Source organism: Leptotrichia sp. oral taxon 847, from assembly GCF_001553645.1.
GTDB lineage: Bacteria > Fusobacteriota > Fusobacteriia > Fusobacteriales > Leptotrichiaceae > Leptotrichia.
Genome location: NZ_CP014231.1, coordinates 335739 through 357855, shown reverse-complemented (window position 1 = coordinate 357855; position 22117 = coordinate 335739). Strand labels below are relative to the sequence as shown.

Annotated in this window: 22 protein-coding genes and 1 tRNA gene; all 23 read left to right on the top strand. The window is 30.8% G+C overall.

Annotation, left to right across the window (positions count from 1 at the left end):
• Positions 1-26: 26 nt before the first annotated feature.
• The 23 genes from AXF11_RS01570 to radA all read left to right on the top strand — a co-directional run bounded on the left by AXF11_RS01570 (position 27) and on the right by radA (position 22116).
• Positions 27-1037 carry a hypothetical protein gene (locus AXF11_RS01570; RefSeq protein ID WP_068154283.1) on the top strand — a complete coding sequence of 337 codons (1011 nt, stop codon included), beginning with the start codon at positions 27-29 and terminating at the stop codon, positions 1035-1037.
• A 157-nt stretch (positions 1038-1194) separates the two neighbouring features.
• Positions 1195-2142, top strand: coding sequence for an endolytic transglycosylase MltG (gene mltG, locus AXF11_RS01565; protein WP_068154278.1), 948 nt, complete (start codon positions 1195-1197; stop codon positions 2140-2142).
• A 24-nt stretch (positions 2143-2166) separates the two neighbouring features.
• Complete coding sequence (gene tilS / locus AXF11_RS01560; RefSeq protein WP_068154275.1) at positions 2167-3576, top strand: tRNA lysidine(34) synthetase TilS; 1410 nt, start codon at positions 2167-2169, stop codon at positions 3574-3576.
• Positions 3549-5891 carry an ATP-dependent zinc metalloprotease FtsH gene (gene ftsH, locus AXF11_RS01555; protein ID WP_068154273.1) on the top strand — a complete coding sequence of 781 codons (2343 nt, stop codon included), beginning with the start codon at positions 3549-3551 and terminating at the stop codon, positions 5889-5891. The genes tilS and ftsH overlap by 28 nt, the downstream gene beginning before the upstream one ends.
• A 147-nt stretch (positions 5892-6038) precedes the next feature.
• Positions 6039-6743: an ankyrin repeat domain-containing protein gene (locus AXF11_RS01550; protein ID WP_197416835.1), complete on the top strand. Its 705-nt coding sequence runs from the start codon at positions 6039-6041 to the stop codon at positions 6741-6743.
• A gap of 59 nt (positions 6744-6802) precedes the next feature.
• Positions 6803-8509: a phosphoenolpyruvate--protein phosphotransferase gene (gene ptsP / locus AXF11_RS01545; RefSeq protein WP_068154268.1), complete on the top strand. Its 1707-nt coding sequence runs from the start codon at positions 6803-6805 to the stop codon at positions 8507-8509.
• Between the two features lie 75 nt (positions 8510-8584).
• On the top strand, positions 8585-9142 hold the full coding sequence (locus AXF11_RS01540; protein WP_068154265.1) for a DJ-1 family glyoxalase III: 558 nt from the start codon (positions 8585-8587) through the stop codon (positions 9140-9142).
• Between the two features lie 937 nt (positions 9143-10079).
• Positions 10080-10229, top strand: coding sequence for a 50S ribosomal protein L33 (gene rpmG / locus AXF11_RS01535; protein ID WP_006807173.1), 150 nt, complete (start codon positions 10080-10082; stop codon positions 10227-10229).
• 17 nt (positions 10230-10246) lie between these two features.
• Positions 10247-10322 (top strand) — tRNA-Trp (locus AXF11_RS01530).
• A gap of 79 nt (positions 10323-10401) precedes the next feature.
• The gene (gene secE / locus AXF11_RS01525; protein ID WP_068154263.1) at positions 10402-10617 is read left to right on the top strand and encodes a preprotein translocase subunit SecE; all 216 of its coding nucleotides are present in this window, start codon (positions 10402-10404) and stop codon (positions 10615-10617) included.
• Position 10618: 1 nt separating this feature from the next.
• Positions 10619-11245, top strand: coding sequence for a transcription termination/antitermination protein NusG (gene nusG, locus AXF11_RS01520; protein WP_082729359.1), 627 nt, complete (start codon positions 10619-10621; stop codon positions 11243-11245).
• 123 nt (positions 11246-11368) lie between these two features.
• Positions 11369-11794: a 50S ribosomal protein L11 gene (gene rplK, locus AXF11_RS01515; RefSeq protein WP_068154262.1), complete on the top strand. Its 426-nt coding sequence runs from the start codon at positions 11369-11371 to the stop codon at positions 11792-11794.
• 76 nt (positions 11795-11870) lie between these two features.
• Entirely contained in the window at positions 11871-12578 is a 708-nt protein-coding gene (gene rplA / locus AXF11_RS01510; protein ID WP_068154259.1) for a 50S ribosomal protein L1, read from the top strand.
• 192 nt (positions 12579-12770) lie between these two features.
• Entirely contained in the window at positions 12771-13811 is a 1041-nt protein-coding gene (locus AXF11_RS01505) for a BMP family lipoprotein (protein ID WP_068154257.1), read from the top strand.
• 115 nt (positions 13812-13926) lie between these two features.
• Positions 13927-15231: a thymidine phosphorylase gene (locus tag AXF11_RS01500; RefSeq protein ID WP_068154255.1), complete on the top strand. Its 1305-nt coding sequence runs from the start codon at positions 13927-13929 to the stop codon at positions 15229-15231.
• Positions 15232-15408: 177 nt separating this feature from the next.
• Positions 15409-16386, top strand: coding sequence for a beta-ketoacyl-ACP synthase III (locus AXF11_RS01495; protein ID WP_068154252.1), 978 nt, complete (start codon positions 15409-15411; stop codon positions 16384-16386).
• Between the two features lie 27 nt (positions 16387-16413).
• Positions 16414-16776 carry a hypothetical protein gene (locus AXF11_RS01490; protein ID WP_068154250.1) on the top strand — a complete coding sequence of 121 codons (363 nt, stop codon included), beginning with the start codon at positions 16414-16416 and terminating at the stop codon, positions 16774-16776.
• Between the two features lie 18 nt (positions 16777-16794).
• Complete coding sequence (gene fabD, locus AXF11_RS01485) at positions 16795-17700, top strand: ACP S-malonyltransferase (RefSeq protein WP_068154248.1); 906 nt, start codon at positions 16795-16797, stop codon at positions 17698-17700.
• A gap of 109 nt (positions 17701-17809) precedes the next feature.
• A complete protein-coding gene (acpP, locus tag AXF11_RS01480) occupies positions 17810-18034 on the top strand; it encodes an acyl carrier protein (protein WP_068154245.1) in 225 nt (74 codons plus the stop codon).
• Positions 18035-18172: 138 nt separating this feature from the next.
• Positions 18173-19408 carry a beta-ketoacyl-ACP synthase II gene (gene fabF / locus AXF11_RS01475; RefSeq protein WP_068154242.1) on the top strand — a complete coding sequence of 412 codons (1236 nt, stop codon included), beginning with the start codon at positions 18173-18175 and terminating at the stop codon, positions 19406-19408.
• A 61-nt stretch (positions 19409-19469) separates the two neighbouring features.
• Positions 19470-20189, top strand: coding sequence for a ribonuclease III (gene rnc, locus AXF11_RS01470; RefSeq protein WP_231724729.1), 720 nt, complete (start codon positions 19470-19472; stop codon positions 20187-20189).
• A 10-nt stretch (positions 20190-20199) separates the two neighbouring features.
• Positions 20200-20700, top strand: coding sequence for a pantetheine-phosphate adenylyltransferase (gene coaD / locus AXF11_RS01465; RefSeq protein ID WP_068154237.1), 501 nt, complete (start codon positions 20200-20202; stop codon positions 20698-20700).
• 45 nt (positions 20701-20745) lie between these two features.
• Positions 20746-22116 carry a DNA repair protein RadA gene (radA, locus tag AXF11_RS01460; protein WP_068158127.1) on the top strand — a complete coding sequence of 457 codons (1371 nt, stop codon included), beginning with the start codon at positions 20746-20748 and terminating at the stop codon, positions 22114-22116.
• The last annotated feature ends 1 nt before the right edge of the window (position 22117 follow it).

Genomic DNA, 22117 nt, shown 5'->3' with positions numbered 1-22117 from the left:
AAAATTGAAATAAAAAGGTGAAAATTTTGAAAAAAAATAAAATATATAAGATACTTTTATTTTTTATAATTTCAACAGTGGCACTCTCAAAACAAGATGATAAAGTGGGCAAAAAAAATTTTAAAGACGATGTTGTAGATGTTGATATTATAATTAACAAAGATGAAAATTATAGAAATGATAACAGTAATAATCAAGATAATTATGACGACGATGACTCAACTAGTGAGCCGGAAGATGGGGAATTCATTTATTTGGATCAGATTCGGGAAGATGAAGATGATGTGAAAAAAGAAAAGTCGAATAAATTAAATAAAGTAGAAAAATTTATAAAAAAAATTGATGAAAAAGTAAATCCAATATTAAAATTTAAAGTTGATAAAAGTTATGGTCCTTGGTACGTGATAAAGACAAGCGACCCCCAAGAAAAAGATTTTCAAAATATAACTTACAATTTTAAACAGGAGCAAAACGGTTACAGATTGTCAAAAAGTTATTTAGATCCTAAAAATAACATTTGGGAAGAAGATATAAAAAGGGCTTGGATTGAAGAATCAAAAGGAAATGTTTATTTAGACGTTGAGAAAAAATATTTTAAACATTTTCAAAATCAAATTTTATTTTTTGACAAAAATTACAGATATATGGTTATAGAATTTTCTGACGGGGTAACTCGGGTTTTGTCCCGATATCCGAATAATGAGAAAATATCACTTGAGGGAGAGGAATTAAATGAATTTGAGGATCTTTTGCAAAGTAGAAGTGATTTGACGAATGTCTATTATGACACCAAAATATTTGGGTTGGAACAGACTGAAGAAAATAGAAAAAAAGAGGCATTAAAACAAAGAACAAGTCAGTTAGAAGAGCAGTTAAAAAAAGATCCGTCAAGTGTTTTTCAAATTGACACAAAAGGTTACTGGAAAGCAAAAGAAAGGGAGCGAAAAAAAATCAAGAAAAATCCAAAAGATCCAAACAACAAGTTAGAAAATGTAAAAGTTATAGAAATAAAAGATGGAAGTGAAATAAAAGAATAATTTTTTATAAAATTAGTTTTAGAGATAGTTTATCTCACTTTTAATTAAAGAACTTATTTGAAAAATCTATAAAAATTTTATTTAAGTTTTTTTATCTTTGTAGTAAAAAAATTATTTAAAATTTTAGTAAAATAATTAGCAAAATGGGAGAAAAGTTATGAAAAATACAATAAAAATCTTTAATATATTTATGTTTATATTATTATTTATTTTTTTAATATTTTTTTACAATTTTTTTGTTTCAAAAAAAGAATATAAAAATGTTAGTATTGACGTGAAAAGAGGTACAAATTTTAGTCAAATTTATAAAAGTTTGAAGTTGAATTACGGTATTTTGGACAGAGTGTATTTAAAATTAAGCGGGAAAAATAATTTGAAAATAGGTGTTTATCGTTTTAATGGAAAACTTTCAAAATATGAAGTTATAAGAAAAATAAAAAGAAGTGAAATTAGTGGAATAAGACTTACCATTCCCGAAGGATTTACTTCAAAGCAGGTTTTTGAACGGATGGATGCATTAGGACTTGGAACGGAAGAAGAAATAAAAAAAAGTCTTGCGCAAATAAAATTTCCATATCCACATAAAGATAATAATTTTGAAGGGTATTTTTATCCAGAAACATATATTTTTGCAGAAGATGTTACGACAAGAGAAGTCTTAGAAACAGTATTAAAAGAATTTTTAAGAAGATTTCCGCCTGAAAAATATCCAGATAAACAAAAATTTTATGATAATTTGAAATTGGCTTCGATAGTTGAAGCAGAAGTTCCAGATGAAAAAGATAAGCCAAAAGTTGCAGGATTATTTTTGAAAAGATTAAAAATTGGAATGAGACTGGAATCAGACGCCACTTTAAAATATGTTTTGAGAAGACAGGCGAAAAGTGGAGAATTAAAGGCGAGTATGTCGCCATATAACTCTTATAGATTTGCAGGACTTCCACCAACACCGATTGGAAATCCCCCATATGAAACATTTAAAGCGGTACAAAATGCCGAGATAACTGACAATTTGTTCTTTTTTACCTACAATGGAAAAACTTATTATTCCAAAACTCATGAAGAACATTTGCAAAAAAGAAAAGAGAGCGGGCAGATGAAGTAAAAATGAAAGCTAGGAATGAATCAGATGATTAGTTTTAAAGAAAAAATAAAAGATTTAGAGAAAAATGGTTTAATAAAAAAACGAGATAAAATTTTAATCGCTTTTTCAGGAGGACCTGATTCAGTATTTTTATTTTATTTATTAAATTCCTTGAAAAAGAAATATGAACTTAAAATTTCCTTGCTTTATGTAAATCATAATCTGCGAGATGATGTTGAAAATGATTTGAAGTTTGTAAAAGATTTTTCCAAAAAAAATGATGTCGAAATTTTTATTGAAAATTTGGATGTTTTAAGTTATTGTAAAATAAGTAAAAAGTCTATTGAACTTGGTGCAAGAGAACTTAGATACAAAATTTTAAATAAAAAATTAAAAGAGTTAAAATTTGACAAAATTGCAACTGGACACAATTTGGATGATAATGTGGAAACACTTATTTTTAGACTTTTGAGAGGAACTTCAATAAGAGGGTTAAAAGGTATTCCACGTGAAAGAGAAAATATTGTAAGACCAATTTTACAATTTGAAAAAAGAGAAATTTTAAGTTATTTGGAAAAGATTAAACAAGATTATATAGTTGATTATACAAATAATGAGAGTGACTATTCAAGGAATTATATAAGAAATGAAATTTTTCCAATGTTTTTTAAAATAAATAAAAATTTTAAAAATAAAGTGAATGATTTGATATTAGAAATTAACCATCGAGAGAATAGTTCTAGTAAAATCAATGAAAAAAAAGATAATTTTGTAAAATTTTTAAATAAAAACAATGTGGAAATTTCAAGGAAAAAAATTAACCAGATTTTTAACAGTCTTTTTGACAGTGATGGTGATTTGAAAAATGACGGGGAAAAAGAATTTTATTTGGGGAAAAATAAAGTTTTGAAAAAAGATTATGACGGCTATAAAGTCATTGAGAATCACAAAAAAAATTTAGAAAAGCAAAAGAAATTTGAAATTATAAAGAAAAATCAAAGTATAGAGTGGTATAATTCGGAAACAATAGATTTTTTTGAAAATATGTTGGATTTTAATAATTTTTTTGATGAAAAGAAAAATTTTAAATATTCGTTTTTAGTATTTGAAGATGAGTTTGAAAACTATTTAACTTTGAACGGGAAAAAAAGCAATTTGATTATCAGAAATCGTGAAAATGGTGATAAAATTTATTTGAAAAATTTGGGACCAAAAAAAATAAAAAAAATTTTAATAGATGAAAAAATATCAAAAAGTGCAAGAGATTTTATTCCAATTATAGAGTTAGTTTTTGAAGATAAAATGGAAGAAAATATTATTTTAGCAGTTTCTGATATAAAATTTTCAAAATTTTTAAAAAAAATTTATAAAAATGATATAAAAAATTTAAAAAGCAATAATAAATTATTAGTGATTGGGAGGAAAAAATGGCAGACAGAGATAAGAATGACATAAAAAAAAGACTGGAAGAATTGAGAAAAGACAACAATAGAAAAAACAAACAAGAAAATGGAAATTCGCCTTTTTCTGGATTTATGTTTGTACTACTCGTAGTCTTATTATCTTTATTTACGTTTTTATTTCAAAGGGATATTCAAGGTTATTTTCAAGAGAAAAAAAATGTATCGTATTCTGAGTTTTTAAATAAGACTAGAAAAGGTGATTTTAAAGAAATAGACGAAAAAGATGATAAATTGGTTGCAAAAGGTAGAAGTGAAGGAAAAGATGTTCTTTTTTATACAAAAAAAATTACCGATCGTGTGGGAAATGAGCCTAAAATAATTAACGCAATTGAAGAAAAGAATGTGAAATTAAATTCGATGCCTCCATCAGGTGGGGGATATTTTTTGGCGATACTTTTAAATGCACTTCCACTTATTATGATGATTGGACTTATGGTATATTTGGCTAAAAAAATGACTGGCGGCGGTCAAGGGGGTCCAGGAAATATATTCGGATTTGGAAAATCCCGTGTAAATAAAATTGATAAAAAACCTGATGTAAAGTTTGAAGATGTTGCAGGAGTTGACGGCGCAAAAGAAGAGTTAAAAGAAGTTGTCGACTTTTTGAAAAATCCTGAAAAATATACAAAGGCTGGTGCAAGAGTTCCAAAAGGCGTGCTTTTACTTGGTAGACCTGGAACGGGGAAAACATTGCTTGCAAAAGCTGTTGCAGGAGAATCAGGAGCTTCATTTTTTAGCATCTCAGGTTCAGAATTTGTAGAAATGTTTGTCGGAGTTGGAGCTTCCCGTGTGAGAGATTTATTTGAAAAGGCGAAAGAATCAAGTCCGTCAATAATTTTTATAGATGAAATTGATGCGATTGGAAGAAAAAGAAGTGCTGGAAAAAACAGTGGAAGCAATGATGAAAGAGAACAGACATTAAATCAGCTGTTAGTCGAAATGGATGGATTCGATACAGATACAAAGGTTATTGTACTGGCAGCGACAAACCGTGAAGATGTGTTGGATTCGGCGTTACTTCGTGCTGGAAGATTTGACAGAAGAATCACTGTTGATGCGCCTGATTTACAAGGAAGAATCGCAATTTTAAAAGTTCATTCAAAAAATAAAAAATTAGCCAGCGATGTAAATTTGGAAGATATTGCTAAAATAACTCCTGGATTTGTTGGAGCGGATTTAGCGAACTTGTTAAATGAGGCTGCAATTTTAGCGGCTCGTCGAGCTGAAGATACAATAACAATGGCAGATTTGGATGAAGCTGTGGATAAAATTGGAATGGGACTCGGACAAAAAGGAAAGATAATAAAACCTGAAGAAAAAAAATTACTTGCATATCACGAAGCAGGACATGCTGTAATGACAGAACTAACTGATGGAGCGGATCCAGTTCACAAAGTAACAATTATTCCAAGAGGTGAAGCTGGAGGGTTTATGATGCCACTTCCAGAAGAAAAATTAGTTACTTCGAGTAAAGAACTGCTTGCCGAAATAAAAGTTTTATTCGGTGGAAGGGCTGCTGAAGAAATCGTGTTAGATGACATAAGTACGGGAGCTTATTCAGATATAAAAAGAGCTACAAGAGTTGCCAGAATGTATGTGGAAAGTGTTGGAATGAGCAAAAAATTTGGACCAATCAACCTTGAAAATCCAGACGATGAATATGCATTTATGACAAATAAAAGTGATGAAACAATGAGAGAGATTGATTTGGAAGTCAGAAAAATTTTAATGGATGAATATTTGAACACATTTAATACATTGCAGGAAAATATAAGCATATTAGAAGGTGTCGCCAAATTGCTTCTAAAAAAAGAAACAATTACTGGGGATGAAGTTAGAAGAATTATTAAAGGTGAAACTTTTGAACAAATTTTGGAAAAAGAATCGGAAGATAAGAATCCAGATAAGATAGAAAATCTATCCGATGAAAAAGAAAATATAGAAACAGAGAAAAATTTAAAAACTGATTTTGAAGATAAATTCGAAAAACCAAAAGAAAAATCCAAAATTGAAGAACTCGAAGAAACTGTCAAAGACTTGACAAAAGATGGAGAAACTTTGGAAGAAAAGTTGAAAAAGGATGATTTTTTAACTGAAAAAGAAGATGATAGCGACGACAAGGCCAATAAAAATAATGACAATAATGATAAAAAAGAAGACACCGACTCTGAAGACAAGGGTAAAAATGACAGCGACAAAGATGATCAAAATGATGATTTTAACAATTTTATCGGTGATGACAAAGACAGCTCCTCAAAACAAAAAAAGAAAAAAAATAATTTTAAACTTCCAAGTTTTATGGAATAAATGACAAGAAAATGGGGAAATAACATTGTGTTATTTTTCCATTTTTTTTAAAAAAATTTTGATTTTTAAAAATCATATGGTATAATTATAAAGTGAGGTATTAAGATGAAATTTTTTTCTTTAAAAGGTATTTTAGTAGGCGTTTTAATGACAAATTTTTTTGCATTTTCGTCGGTTTTTGATTATAAAAGAGAAAATTCTAAAAAAATAAATGAAATCAGTGATTCAAAAAAACAGGAAAATAGATTAAGTGCATTATTTAAAGCTATAAGGCAGCATAATAACAATTTTGTAAAATTTTCTTTATTAACTAAGGAAAATCTTGATAAAAGAAAAGAAATGAATGAGCAGAATAATCCTGGCAATGGAAAATATGGAGTTGCAATAGATTTTCTTCAACTTTATGGGATGGATAACAATACATTGATAGACGTGAATTCCAAAGATGAAAGAGGATACACTCCAATCGTTGTAGCAATCGAATCTCAAAATAATGAAATTTTAGAATATCTCATAAAAAATGGTGCAAATTTGAGAGAAAAACATCCACTTTTTGGAAGAAGTGTATTAAATGTAGCTTGTTATTATGAAAATAAAGAAGCTGTAGAAATGTTACTTTCAGCTAATCCAAAATTGATAAACGAACAAAGTGGAACTGATGGCTGGACAGCCCTACAAGATGCAACATTAAAAGCTAATATTGACATAATAAAATTTTTATTGAAAAAAGGTGCAAATCCTCAATTAAAAGATTACAGCGGGGGAACGGCACTGGATATGGCAACGGAATTCGGAAAAGGGCAAATCGTTAAGTTGTTTCGTGATAATATAAAAGCTAATAGAGGATATTAGAAGATATTATCAAAAAAATATATTTATAATAAAATTTATATATAAAAGAGGAGAAAAAAATGAAAAGATTGACAGGAATTGGTGCTTCTGAAGGAGTATCAATAGGAAAAGTATTGCTTTTTGTAGAGGAAAATATAGTTATTCCTCAAAAAATAGATGCTGATTCGACTATTGAAGCAGAATTGGCAAAATTAGAAAACGGATTAAAAAAATCAAAAACTCAATTAATTGCAATCAGAGAAAAAGTAAAAGAAAAAATGGGTGAAGATAAAGCTGCAATTTTTGATGGTCATATTATGCTTCTTGAAGACGAAGATTTAATTGAAGAAGTGGAAGCTAAAATAACAGGTGATAAATTACCAGCAGCAAGAGCTCTGAGAGAAGGAATTGATGAATATTGTGAAATGATTTCTCAGTTAGATGATCCATATTTGAGAGAAAGAGCGGCAGATTTGCAAGACATAGGAAAAAGATGGTTAAAAAATTTATTGGAAATTAAAATTAACGATTTTAGTAATTTAGAACCAAATACAATTGTTGTTACCAAAGATTTGACACCGTCAGATACGGCTCAATTGGACTTAGAAAACTGCGTTGGATTTATTACAGAAATTGGAGGAAAGACAGCTCACTCGGCTATAATGGCTAGATCGCTTGAATTACCGGCAGTAGTTGGAGTAAAAGGTGTTTTAGGGGAAGTTAAAGATGGAGAATTAGTCGTAATGGACGGAGAAACAGGAGAAATTTTCCTAGAACCAACTGAAAAATTAGTTGAAGAATATAAAGTAAAACAAGAAAAAATTAGAGTGGAAAAAGAAGAACTTAAAAAATTAATCCATGAAGAAGCAGTTACACTAGATGGAAGAAAAGTGGACATTTGGGGAAATATTGGAAGTCCTAACGATGTTGATGCGGTAATTGAATCAGGAGCGACAGGAATTGGATTATACAGAACAGAATTTTTATTCATGAATTCTGATCACTTCCCAACAGAAGAAGAACAATACCAAGCGTACAGAGTGGTAGCTGAAAAAATGCAAGGAAAACCTGTCACAATAAGAACAATGGATATAGGTGGAGATAAAGAGTTACCTTATTTGGATTTACCAAAAGAAATGAATCCGTTTTTAGGATATAGAGCAATCAGAATATCGCTAGAAAATAAAGATATGTTTAAGACCCAATTAAGAGCTATTTTAAGAGCTTCTCAATATGGTCAAATTAAAATTATGTACCCAATGATAAGTTCTATAAATGAAATTAGAAAAGCTAATGCTATTTTAGAAGAATGTAAAAAAGAATTAGATGAAATTGGTAAAATTTATGATAGAAATATAAAAGTTGGAATTATGGTGGAAACTCCTTCAACTGCAATAGTTGCTTATAAATTTGCCAAAGAAGTTGATTTCTTCTCAATTGGAACTAACGATTTAACTCAATATTTCTTGGCAGTAGACAGAGGAAATGAATTAGTATCTAGTTTATATAATTCGTTTAACCCAGCAGTCTTAGAAGCTATTCAAAAAGTAATTGATGCTGCACATCATGCAGGAATTAGTGTAAGTATGTGTGGAGAGTTCGCAGGAGATAAAAGAGCGACTAGACTTCTTTTAGGAATGGGACTTGATTCATTTAGTATGAGTGCTTCGTCAGGACTTACAATTAAAAAAATAATTAGAAACAGCAATTATGTAGAAGCACAAAAATACAGAGATTTAATTTTGAAACAAGATACACCTGAAGATGTAATTGAAAAATTGAAATAAAAGTAAATAAAAAAAGAGCTATTTTTAGCTCTTTTTCATTAAAAAAATAAATAAAATAGAAAAGAGGAAAATAATATGAGTAAAAAAGTTGCAATCTTTTTAGCAGACGGATTTGAAGAAGTGGAAGCAATCGCTCCGATTGATTTACTTAGAAGAGCTGAAATTGACGTAGATACAGTTTCATTGACAGATGAAAATTTAGTACAAAGCGCAAGAAAAGTTAAAGTAGTCGCAGATAAAGTTATAAATGAACTTGACTTTGATAAATACGATATGTTAGTCTTACCTGGAGGACCAGGACACAAAAATTATTTTAAATCCCAGTTACTTTTAGATAAAGTTTTGGAATTTTCTAAAGATGTGAAAAATAAAAAAGTTGGTGCGATTTGCGCAGCTCCATTGATTTTATCAGAATTGGGAATTTTAGAAAATAAAAAAGCTATTTGTTTTCCAGCCTGTGAAAGTAACTTACTTGCAGGAAATCCTATTTTGACTCGCGAAAAAGTAGTTGTAGACGGAAATATCATAACTAGCAGAAGTGCAGGAACAGCTATAGATTTTGCACTTGAAATTATTTCACAACTTTTAGGAAATGAAAAATCAAAAGAAATTTCAAAAGAAATAGTCTATTAAAAGAATAAATTAAAATTTTAAAATAATCGTTGTTGCAAAAGACAGCGGTTATTTTTTTCCTACGTTTTCATATATTCCAAATAATGGTACTTTTTATTATTCTTTGGCTTAATGTTCAAAGCTAGTATTCATAAGGGTTACAGAGTATATAAAAGGTATAAATATAAAAATGGTATAATAAAAGGGAAACTAAAAACTAAAAAAATTCACCCGATATTGTCCTGCAATACCGGGCTAGCATGGCAGCCCTCAGGCATCATCATGCATTCCACTTTGAAAGTATTTTATCATATAATGTTACAAAGGTCAAGTGATTTTATTAAAAAAATAACAGTATTCTGTACACGTTTGTCATGCAAAGTAAAAAGACAGAGTAAAATAGTTAGGGGTAAATAAAAAATCTTAGTTTTAAGTTTTTCATTCAATCCAGAAAGTTACTAAAATAATTTTTTCTTTTTTAAGCAGAAGTGCTTATCGCCGCACCCCTGCACCCCGGCTAGTCTTCGACATTTTTATGCACTGACAAAAAACTCGCACTAATCGTGCTCAAACAGTTTTGTCAGCACATAAAAATGCTCCGACGGTTTAAATTTTACTACCATATAAAAGTGTCGTGATTTTTTGGGAGTAAAGACGACTGTTTGAACGAAGTGAGTTTCGGCTTTGCTTCCAAAAAATGCTTAGACGAGCGTGGGGATTATAAGGGGAAATGGCGGTCCTTTCCCCTTATGTAAAAAAATAAAAAAATAATATTAAACAAAATAACATCTTGTAATCAAGAATAACTTAAAAAATTTGAAATTAAAAAATCTGCCCCTAAAATTTTTAAACCATCAAAGTAAAAAAATGATGTTGACAAAGATAAAAAACTGTGTTATAATTTTTCTGCTAGTTTATTCTGGTAATACCAATATTTTATTGGGAGGGATAGAAGAAGATGAGAGTACAAGTAATTTTAGAATGCACTGAAACTAAGTTAAGACATTATGTTACAACTAAAAACAAAAAAACTCATCCAGAAAGATTGGAAATGAGAAAATATAATCCAGTGCTAAAAAGACATTCTCTTTATAGAGAAGTAAAATAATCTCATATAAAAAAGATAGGTCAGTAGTTCAATTGGTAGAGCGTCGGTCTCCAAAACCGAAAGTTGCGGGTTCGATTCCTGCCTGGCCTGCCATCTAAGATATGAGTATTTTTTTTTAGAAAAATAAAATAGAAGTTTAAGATATATCTTAAATGATTCTAGGAGAATATTTATGGGAAAATTTAATTTAGGAGAAAGTCTAAAAAATTTACGTGAAGAATATAAAAAAATATATTGGCCTAGTAAGGAAGAAGTATACCACGTTACTGTAATTGTAATTTTAATAACAATTTTTATAGCACTTTACACACTTCTTTTTGATACAGCGTTCAGTTTTGTATTAACCAATGTAAGTAATATTATAAAAAATTTTATAGGAGGCGCGTAAGTTGGCTGAAGAAAAAAAAGATGATGAAATTATATACGAAAAAAAATGGTATATAATTCATACTTATTCTGGTTACGAAAAAAAAGTAGCAACAGATTTGGAAAAAAGAATCGAATCATTGAACTTAACAGATAGAGTTTTTAGAATTTTAGTACCTGAGGAAGAAGTTTTGGAAGAAAAACGTGGAAAAATGGTAAAAGTTTCAAGAAAATTATTTCCAAGTTATGTACTGATTGAAATGCTATCTGTAAAAGAAGAAAATGAAATGGGATTAGGTTATCGTGTGGACAGTGATGCTTGGTACGTTATAAGAAATACTAATGGAGTTACAGGATTTGTCGGGGTTGGAAGTGATCCAATACCATTATCTGATGATGAAGCAAAAGAATTACTTACTAAAGTTGGAATTGATATAAGTGGTGATACTGTTGAAAAAGAAGCCAGATATAATATTGATTTTAAAGTTGGTGAAAAAGTAGTTATTAAAAAAGATTCATTTTTGGATCAGGAGGGTGAAATTTCAGCTATTGATGAAGTAAATGGAAAAGTAACTGTTATGCTTGAAGTGTTTGGAAGACGGACACCAGTTGAACTTGAATACACAGAAATTGCAAAATTAGACTATTAAGTCAAAAAAATTAATCATCATTATTGAAATAGTATTAAAAGTATTATTTAAGAATAACTATTAGCAAAATTTATGAAAAAAGTGGGAGATTTAAAAAATTCAATTACCACATAGGGAGGAAAAATGGCTAAAGAAGTAATCGGAAAGATTAAACTACAATTAGAAGCGGGGAAAGCGAATCCTGCACCACCAGTAGGACCTGCATTAGGACAACATGGAGTAAATATCGCTGAATTTTGTAAATCATTTAATGCTCAAACACAAGATAAAATGGGATTTGTGATTCCAGTGGAAATTACAGTGTATGCTGATAGAAGTTTTACATTTGTATTAAAGACTCCGCCAGCATCAGATTTATTAAAAAAAGCAGCTAAAGTTAAAAAAGGTGCCGGGAACTCATTAACAGAAGTAGCTGGAACTATAACTAAAGCTCAATTACAAGAAATCGCAGAAACTAAAATGCCAGATTTAAATGCTGGTTCAGTTGAAGCTGCTATGAATATCGTTGCTGGAACTGCAAGAAGTATGGGAATTAAAATTTCTGAATAAATTATAAAAAATAAAAAACATTATTGAAATAAGTGGAAGGTTTTCTAACCAATGACCACAGAGGAGGAAATAATAAATGGCAAAAAAAGGTAAGAGATATAAAGAAATATCTCAAAAAGTAGATAAAATGAAAATTTACACTCCAGAGGAAGCTTTGGAATTAATATTTGATACAAAAAGTGCTAAATTTGTGGAAACAGTTGAATTAGCTGTAAGACTTGGAGTTGATCCAAGACACGCTGATCAACAAGTAAGAGGAACAGTTTCATTGCCAAACGGAACTGGAAAAACTGTTAGAGTTTTAGCAATTACTTCTGGAGAAAATATTCAAAAAGCATTGGATGCTGGAGCAGATTTTGCTGGAGATGATGAATACATCAGTAAAATTCAAGGCGGATGGATGGATTTTGATTTAGTTATAGCTACACCTGACATGATGCCTAAATTGGGAAGATTAGGAAGAATTTTGGGGACTAAAGGACTTATGCCAAACCCTAAATCAGGAACAGTTACAACTAATATCGAACAAACTGTAAAAGAATTTAAAAAAGGAAAAGTCGCATTTAAAGTAGATAAATTAGGTTCAATTCATTTGCCAATTGGGAAAATCGATTTCTCAAAAGAAGCAGTAGTTGAAAACTTCAAAGTTGCATTAAACCAAATTGTTAAATTAAAACCTGCATCTTCAAAAGGACAATATTTAAAAACAGTGGCAATCTCATTAACTATGGGACCTGGAATTAAAATTGATCCATTGTTGGCAGGAAGTTTTGTTGCTGAATAATAAATAAAATAAACTATCTCATCTTTTGAGATAGTTTTTTTTGAACTAAAAAAGTATTAATCTAAAATATTTTGATTATATTATCATTTTTTTAATTGTTTTTTAAGTAAAAAAATACAAATTTTATTTTGAAAAAGAAAAAAATAAGGTATAATATTAGTATTAATATGGAACAAAATTTAGGAGGAAAAGATGAAAAGAATTTTAACAATTTTTAGTGTGATTTTCGCATTGATGTTTATCGTTGCGTGTGGAAATAAACCTGCAACAGCAGATCAGGTAAAAGATGGAAAAACTTCAACTGATTCAACAAATGCCAATAAAAGAATAGCAGTTGTCTATTCAACTGGTGGAAAAGGGGATAAGTCATTTAACGACTCAACTTTTAGAGGACTTGAGAAAGCTAAAAAAGAATTGGGGATAAATTACAGTGAATATGAACCAAAAGATCCAACTTCAGAAGCAAAAGATGCACTTACAAGATTTGCCGAAGAAGGACAGTATGATTTGATAATTGCAGTTGGATATACAATGCAAGATGCAGTAGTTGCAGTTGCTGACGCGTTTCCTGAACAAAAATTTGCAATTATAGACAGCGTAGTTAATGGTAAACCTAACGTAGCTTCGATTACGTTTAAAGAAGAAGAAGGTTCGTTTTTAGTGGGAGCGTTAGCTGCCATGATGGATAAAACAGGAACTATAGGATTTGTAGGTGCCGATAATTCTGATTTAATAGCTAAATTTTTTGCAGGATATGCACAGGGTGCAAGATATGTAAAACCTGATATTAAAGTTATACCAGTTACAATTGGTGGAACATCAGCGTTTAATGATCAGGCTTCAGCAAAAGCTAAAACTGAAACTTTGATTCAACAAGGTGCAGATGTTGTTTATCACGCAGCAGGAGCAAGTGGACTTGGAGTATTTCAAGCTGTTAAAGAAAAAAATATCTATGGAATAGGTGTGGATTCAAATCAAGACGGTTTATATCCAGGGAATATTTTAACTTCTATGATGAAATATGTGGATACTGCAGTTTATGATGAAATCAAAACGACTTTAGATGGAAAATTTGCCGCGAAAGTTAAGACATATGGAATAAAAGAAGATGGAATTGGAACAACAAACTTTGAATTTACAAAAGATAAAATTGGAGAAGAAAATCTTAAAAAACTTGAACAAATTAAACAAGATATTAAAAATGGAAAAATTGTTGTAAAACCAAAAATATAAAATTGTAAAAATTTAAAAAAGCGGGATCATTTTGGTCTCGCTTATTTTAGTTAAAAAGAAAATTTAAAACTTTATTTTAAAAATTAATCTAGATTAATTATGGAAAGGAAAAATTATGAGAATAGTGGATTTAATTGAAAAAAAAAGAGAAAAAGAAGAACTGACTAAAGATGAAATTCATTTTTTGTTAAATGAATACTTAAAAGGGAACGTTCCAGACTATCAGATGTCGGCATTTTTGATGGCTGTGTATTTCAATGATATGACAAAGTCTGAACTATTTGAATTTACAAGTTTAATGAGAGATTCAGGAGATGTGATAAAATTTGAAAAAATTAATAAATTTTTGGTTGATAAACACAGTACAGGAGGAGTTGGAGATAAAGTTACCGTTGTACTAGCTCCAATACTTGCGGCACTTGGTTTTGGAACGGCAAAATTATCAGGAAAGGGATTGGGACATACTGGAGGTACAATTGATAAATTTGAAGCAATAGAAGGCTTTAGATTTTCAAATACAAGCGATGAGTTAGTAAAAATTGCCAGAAAAACGGGAATCGGACTAATGGGGTACAGTGATAAAATTGTTCCACTTGACAAAAAATTGTATTCATTAAGGGATGTTACTGCGACGGTCCCCAGCATTCCACTAATTGCAAGCAGTATAATGAGTAAAAAACTTGCAATCCAGTCCGATGTGATAATTCTCGATGTAAAAGTTGGCGACGGAGCTTTTATGAAGGATATTAATCACGCGAAAGAGTTGGCAAAAAGGATGATTGAAATTGGGGTTGGTGCCGCTAGAAAAGTAAAAGTTGTTTTGAGCAATATGGATGAGCCTCTTGGATATTCGATAGGAAACGCAAATGAAATAATTGAATCAATAGAAACATTGAAAGGAAATGGTGCTAAAGATGTAAAAGAGGTGGTTTACACAATTGCAGCACTTGCATTAAAAGCAAAAGGTGAAATAAAAGAATTGGAAGAAGGTTATAAAAAAATTGACGAAGTAGTAAACAGCGGTCTTGCACTTTCAAAATTAAAAGAGTTTATAAATGAAAGTGGAGGAAATGGAAATTTAGTAAATGATTATTCAATTTTACCGGCTGCAAAAGAAAAATTGGAAATTTTTTCAAAAAATAATGGTTATGTTGCAAAAATAAAGACAGAAGAAATCGGAAAAGCAGCGATGATAATTGGTGCAGGAAGGGCCAAAAAAGAAGATAAAATCGACCATTCTGTCGGAATAAAAATTTTCAAAAAAGTTGGCGATAAAGTGGAAAAAGGAGAAAAATTGGCGGAGATTTATTATAATGATGAAAAAAATGTGAAAAATTCAAAAGAAATGATTTTAGATGCGTACGTATTGGAAACTAAGAAAATTAAAGAGCAAAAAGTAGTGTTGGAAATTATTGAGTAATTTTGATGTTAAAATTTAAATTTACTTCTAAAATTTTTACTCTGTCCTAAAAAATTTATTGAGTTGTAAAATTTTAAAATTTATGATAAACTTATTGTGTGAGTATTAAAATTTGTGAGTACAGGAAAAAACAGATAAAATAACAAGTTTTATGAAATTTAGGAAAAGGAGATAAAAATGAGAGTAGGAATTTTGGGGACGGGTTCTTATGTTCCAGAAAAAGTGCTGACGAATGATGAATTGGCAAAAATAGTTGATACTAACGATGAATGGATTACAACGAGAACTGGTATCAAGGAGCGAAGAATTGCCTCTGAAAATGAAGCAACTTCAGATTTGGCATACAAAGCTGCGAAAAGAGCTATAGATGATGCCAGAATAGATAAAAATGAAATTGACCTGATTATCGTTGCAACAATGACGCCTGATCATTTCACACCGTCGACAGCGGCGCTAGTTCAAGATAAATTGGGAATAAAAGCTGCGGCCTTTGATATGAGTGCAGCGTGTACTGGATTTGTCTATGCGTTTACGACAGGGTACAGTTTTATAAAATCAAAAGTTTATAAAAAAGTTCTTGTAATCGGTGCTGAAACTATGTCAAGAATTACAGATTGGAGTGATAGAGGAACTTGTATTTTGTTTGGAGATGGTTCTGGAGCGGTTATTCTAGGAGAAGTGGAGACAGGAGGATTTTGCGCAAGTCATCTTGTTGCGGATGGTTCTGGCGCCTGTGAATTGATTGTACCTGCTGGAGGTTCAAGAAAATCTGTGACTGCCGAAGTGATAGAAAATAGAGAAAATTATTTACAGATGAATGGAAGAGAAATTTTTAAATTTGCAGTAAAGGTATTTCCAGAAAGTGTTGATAATGTTTTAAAACAAAAAAATATCACAGCGGACGACATAGATTTATTTATACCGCATCAGGCAAACATAAGAATAATTGAGTCAATTGCAAAAAGATTTAAACAGCCTTTGGACAAGTTTTTTGTAAATCTAGATAAGTATGGAAATACTTCGGGAGCTTCTATTCCAATTGCAATAGATGAAGCTAGCAAACAAAATAGACTTAAAAAAGGCGATAAAGTTGTAATAACAGGGTTTGGTGGAGGACTTACTTACGGTTCAATTTTATTTGAATGGTCAAAATAAAAAATTATTTTAGAAAGGATGATGACTATGAACGCAAAAATATTTTGGGGATTAGTAATTGTAGTGTTAAGCTTATTTCAGTTTATTCCTGAAGATATTCAAAGATATGTATTTAATTATCAAGTTATATTGATTCTTTTAGGAATTTATTTTGTAATTAAGAAAAAAGTTTTGGGATGGATTTTTGTAGGTGTGGGAATTTATTCCTACTTATCATTAATTTGGGAAGATTTACCATTTTGGATACTTCTTTTAATAGCAGGACTTGTTGTAACAGGACTTGGTGTAAAAGAAATTGTGGACAAAAATAAATTTGATAGATTTCCTAAAAAATCGAAATCTAAAGAAAAGAAAGATGAAGATGGAGTAGAAGAAGCAGAAGAAATTTAAATGAATTGAGGAGAAGTTATGTCAAAAATTGCTTTCGTATTTCCTGGTCAAGGAACGCAATATGAAAAAATGGGAGAAATTTTGTACAACAGTGTGAGTTATGAAAATAAAAAATTAATAGATGAAATTTTTAAAAACAATGAAGAAGTAAAAAAAGTTGTATTTGAAGGAACAAAAGAAGAATTGAAAGATACAAAATTTGCGCAGCCGGCAATAGCTTTATTTTCTGTAATTTTGACAAAATTATTAAAAGAAAAAGGAATAAATCCAGATTTTGTGGCAGGGCACAGCTTGGGAGAATACAGTTCTTTATATGCAGCTGGATTTTTGAATGAAATTGACACATTAAAATTAATTTCCGCCAGAGGTAAAATAATGAGCAAAGCTAAAATAGACGGCTCAATGGCAGCAATCTTAGGTTTACCTGCAAGCGAAGTAGAAAATATTTGTAAGGAAATTGACGGTACAATTGAAGCTGTTAATTACAATGAGCCTAAGCAAACAGTTGTTGCGGGAGAAAAATCTGTAATTGAAAAAAGTTTGGAAATTTTTAAGGAAAAAGGAGCTAGAAGAGCACTGCCACTTGCAGTATCAGGACCTTTCCATTCATCGCTTATGAAACCAGTTGCCGAAATTTTGAAGAAAGAATTTGAAAATTACAGTTGGAATAACGCAAAAATTCCGATTGTTGCAAATACTACGGCAAATGTATTGACTTCGTCGGATGAAATAAAAAAAGAACTTTACAATCAGACATTTGGTCCTGTAAAGTGGGTCGATACGATTAATAAACTTAGTGAAAACGGTGTAACAAAGATTTATGAAGTTGGACCTGGAAAAGTGCTTGCTGGACTTATCAAAAAAATTAATAAAGAAATAGAAGTTATTAATATTGAAAATGTAGAAAATATCGAAAATTTATAATTTATACATGAAAATAATAGCTTTTTGATAAAAAAATGCTTAAAAGAGTTGCAAAATTTGAATTCTTTTGATATAATAATTTAGAATATTAAGATGGAGGTGGCATTTAATGCTAGATAAAATTAAATCAATAGTTGCTGAACAATTAGGAGTTGACGAAGACCAAGTTACTGAAGATGCGTCATTTGTTGATGATCTAGGAGCTGATTCACTAGATACAGTTGAATTAATTATGGCATTTGAAGAAGAATTTGATGTAGAAATTCCTGATGAAGATGCACAAAAAATTAAAACAGTTAAGGATGTAATTGAATATATCAAATCTAAAAAATAGTTGTTAGATTTACTTTAAGGGGGAGTCTTCCCCCTTTTTTATTGAAAAATTTTAAAAAAAATGTTAAAATGTAAACAAGTAGATAATAGTTAAATTATAAATCTAAAATTGATAAGAATAAAAATGAGAGGTGTATTAATGAGAAGAGTAGTTATAACGGGAATAGGCTTGGTAACGCCACTGGGAACAGGAAGAGAAAAGGCTTGGAAAAATTTATTAGCTGGGGAATGTGGAATTGATAAGATCACTCAATTTGATAGTTCGAATCATCCTGTACATATAGCAGCTGAAGTAAAGGATTTTAAGGCAGAAAATTTTATTGAAAAAAAAGAGATGAAAAAGATTGCCAGATTTTCACAATTTGCAATAGCGGCGTCAAAAGAAGCACTGGAAGATGCAAAACTTGAAATAACCGAAGAAAATGCAGATAGAATTGGGACAATCATCGGTTCAGGAATCGGTGGACTTGATGTGATAGAGCAGGAAGTGGAAAAATTGGTTACTAAAGGTCCAAAAAGAGTGTCGCCGTTTTATATTCCAGCATCTATCGCAAATATGGCATCTGGAAATACGTCGATTTACACTGGGGCAAAAGGACCAAATAAGACAATAGTAACAGCTTGTGCGTCAGGGACAAACTCAATTGGCGATGCTTTCCAGACAATTTTATTAGGAAAAGCGGATGCTATGATTGCAGGGGGGACTGAAGCCACTGTAACGCCATCTGGAATTGCAGGATTTGCAAACTTAAAAGCATTATCAACTAATCCTGATCCTAAAACTGCTTCAAGACCATTTACTGCGGATAGAGACGGATTTGTATTAGGAGAAGGAGCAGGTGTTTTGATTTTGGAAGAATTGGAACATGCAAAAGCTAGAGGAGCTAAAATTTATGCAGAAGTTGTAGGATACGGTGAAACAGGAGATGCATATCACATGACAGCACCATCAGATGGTGGGGAAGGAGCAGCCAGAGCTTTTAAAATGGCAATGGAACAAGGGAATGTAAAACCTGAAGAAGTTGGATATATAAATGCACACGGAACTTCAACTCCAGCAAACGACAAAAATGAAACACAAGCGATAAAAACAGCATTTGGAGAACACGCCTACAAACTTTCAGTAAGTTCGACAAAAGGTGCGACAGGACATCTATTGGGGGGAGCAGGTGGAATAGAAGCTGCATTTTTAGCACTGGCTATTGATGAAGGAATAATGCCACCGACAATAAATTACGAAAATCCTGATCCACTTTGTGATTTGGATTATGTACCGAATAAAGCTGTAAAAAGAGATATTGAAGTTGGAATGTCAAGTTCACTTGGATTTGGTGGACATAATGCAGTACTTGCATTTAGAAAATATAAAGGATAATATTAAATTATAGTCAAACTGCTATTTTGTAGTTTGACTATTAATAAGTTAAGGAGGTGAAATGATGCAAAAAGATTCAGAACAAAGAGATTCTGAGGAACTTATGAGGAAAATAGGTTATGAGTTTAAAAATAAAAAATATTTGGAAAAAGCCTTGACACATAGATCGTACTCAAATGAAATTGAAAAGACAAAGCGCTATAACAACGAAAAACTTGAATTTCTAGGAGATGCTGTCCTAAATTTAATAACGACAGAATATATTTACGAAAGATATGAAGGAAAAACAGAAGGAGAACTCGCCAAATTAAAAAGTCAGATTATAAGTGAGCCAGTGTTTTCGTCAATTTCGTCCGATATGGAACTGGGAGAATATTTATATTTAAGTAATGGTGAAATTATGTCTGGTGGAAGACATAGAAAATCCATTTTAGGAGATGCATTTGAAGCATTAATTGGAGCAATTTTTAAGGATTCTGACTATTACACAGCTAAAAAAGTTGCATTAAAATTTTTGCTTAATAAGATAGACAATCTTGAAGAAATCGAAGGAACAGGGGATCATAAAACAATTTTACAGGAAGTTGTTCAAGGAAAATATAAAAAAATGCCAGAATATGTGTTAATTGGGACAAAAGGTCCTGATCATGACAAAATTTTTGAAACTTGTGTGAAATGGAATGACGAAATTTTTGGTGTAGGAGTAGGTAAGAGTAAAAAAGAAGCGGAAAAAAATGCGGCAAAACATGCACTTGAAAAATTGAGTAAATTAAAAAAATAGGAGAACGATTATGAAAAAAAAGGCTTTATATCCAGGTAGCTTTGATCCAATAACAAAAGGTCATTTAGATATTATAAGACGTTCTTCAAAATTATTTGACAAAGTGGTAATTGGGATTTTAAAAAATTCTTCAAAATCAAAATCCTGGTTTTCTGATGAAGAGAAACTGGAAATGATAAAAGAAACTTTGAAAAAAGAAAATATAGATGCTGAAGTTAAAATTTTTAATGGATTACTTGTAGATTTTATTTGTCGGGAAAAAGTGGATATCTTGATTCGAGGACTAAGAGCGATGTCAGATTATGAGTATGAGTTGCAGTTTACATTAACAAATAAGACACTTGCAAAAAGTGAATATGAAACAGTATTTTTGACGGCTTCAAGAAAGTATTTGTATTTAAGTTCAAGTTTGGTAAAAGAAATTGCACGAAATAAAGGTGATTTAAGTCATTTTGTGACAAAGGAAGTGGAAGAAAAGGTAATAGAAAAAGTAAAATTGATGAGTGACTAAAAAGCTAAAAAAATTATAAAACGTTTAAAAAGGGGGTGTGAGTTGGTGGCGGCAAAAAAAGAAAAGACAAAATTTATATGTTCGGAATGTGGTTACAGCTCGTTAAAATGGCTGGGAAAGTGTCCAAATTGTGATTCATGGGGAACATTTGAAGAAGAAGTGGAGTTAAAATCAAGCAAAAATATAGTGTCCCAAGATATCTCAATAAGTAAAATTTCAGAGATAGAAATAGAAAAAGAATTTAGGATGAAAACTTCATTTGAGGAATTTGACAGAGTTTTAGGCGGTGGGCTTATAAAAGGAGAAGTGGTGTTAGTGACAGGAAGTCCAGGAATTGGAAAGTCAACGCTTCTTCTTCAGCTATCACAGGAATATTCAAAGTTGGGAGCTGTATTTTATGTCTCTGGGGAAGAGTCGGCAAGCCAGATAAAACAAAGAGCGGACAGAGTAAATGTGAAAAGTGAAAATTTATACATTGTGAGCGACACAAAAATTGAAAATATCGAAAGTATTATTCTGAAGGAAAAACCTAAAGTTGTTGTAATTGATTCGATTCAGACAATGTATTCACAAAATTTGTCCTCTATTGCTGGCGGAGTTTCTCAAATTCGGGAAACTACGTTAAAAATAATTGAAATTGCGAAAAAAAAAGAAATTTCCTTTTATATAGTTGGACATATAACAAAAGATGGAAAATTGGCGGGACCGAAACTTTTGGAGCATATGGTTGACGCTGTGCTGCAAATTGAGGGAGAAGAAAATAACTATTACAGAATAATTCGTTCAACAAAAAATAGATATGGCTCAACAAACGAAGTTTCTATTTTTGATATAAAGGAAAATGGAATAAGTGAAGTAAAAAATCCGTCAGAATTTTTTATAAGTGATAGAGATGAAAAAAATATCGGAAGTATAATAGTTCCAGTTTTTGAAGGAAGCAGAGTATTTTTGTTTGAAGTGCAGTCACTACTTGGAACACCAAATTTTGGAATGCCACGAAGAACTGTGGAAGGATATGACAAAAATAGAGTTGAAATTTTAAGTGCAGTTTTATCACGTTCCTTAAAAGTGGATGTGAATTCAAAAGATATTTACATTAATATTCCTGGTGGAATTAATTTAAGTGACAGAAGTTCAGATTTGGCTGTAGTTTTTTCACTATTATCTTCGATTAGTGGAAAACCTGTCAGTCAAAAAATAGCGGCAATTGGGGAGCTGGGACTCAGAGGAGAAGTGAGAAAAGTTTCGTTTATAAAAAATAGAATAACGGAACTTGAAAAATTGGGGTTTACAGGAGTTTATTTGCCAAAAAGTCACAAAGAAGAGCTGGAAAATGAAGAAAATAATAAATCCAAAAGAAAAATAAAACTAAATTACATCAGTAATATAAGTGAATTAGTTGAAAGGATAAAATAAA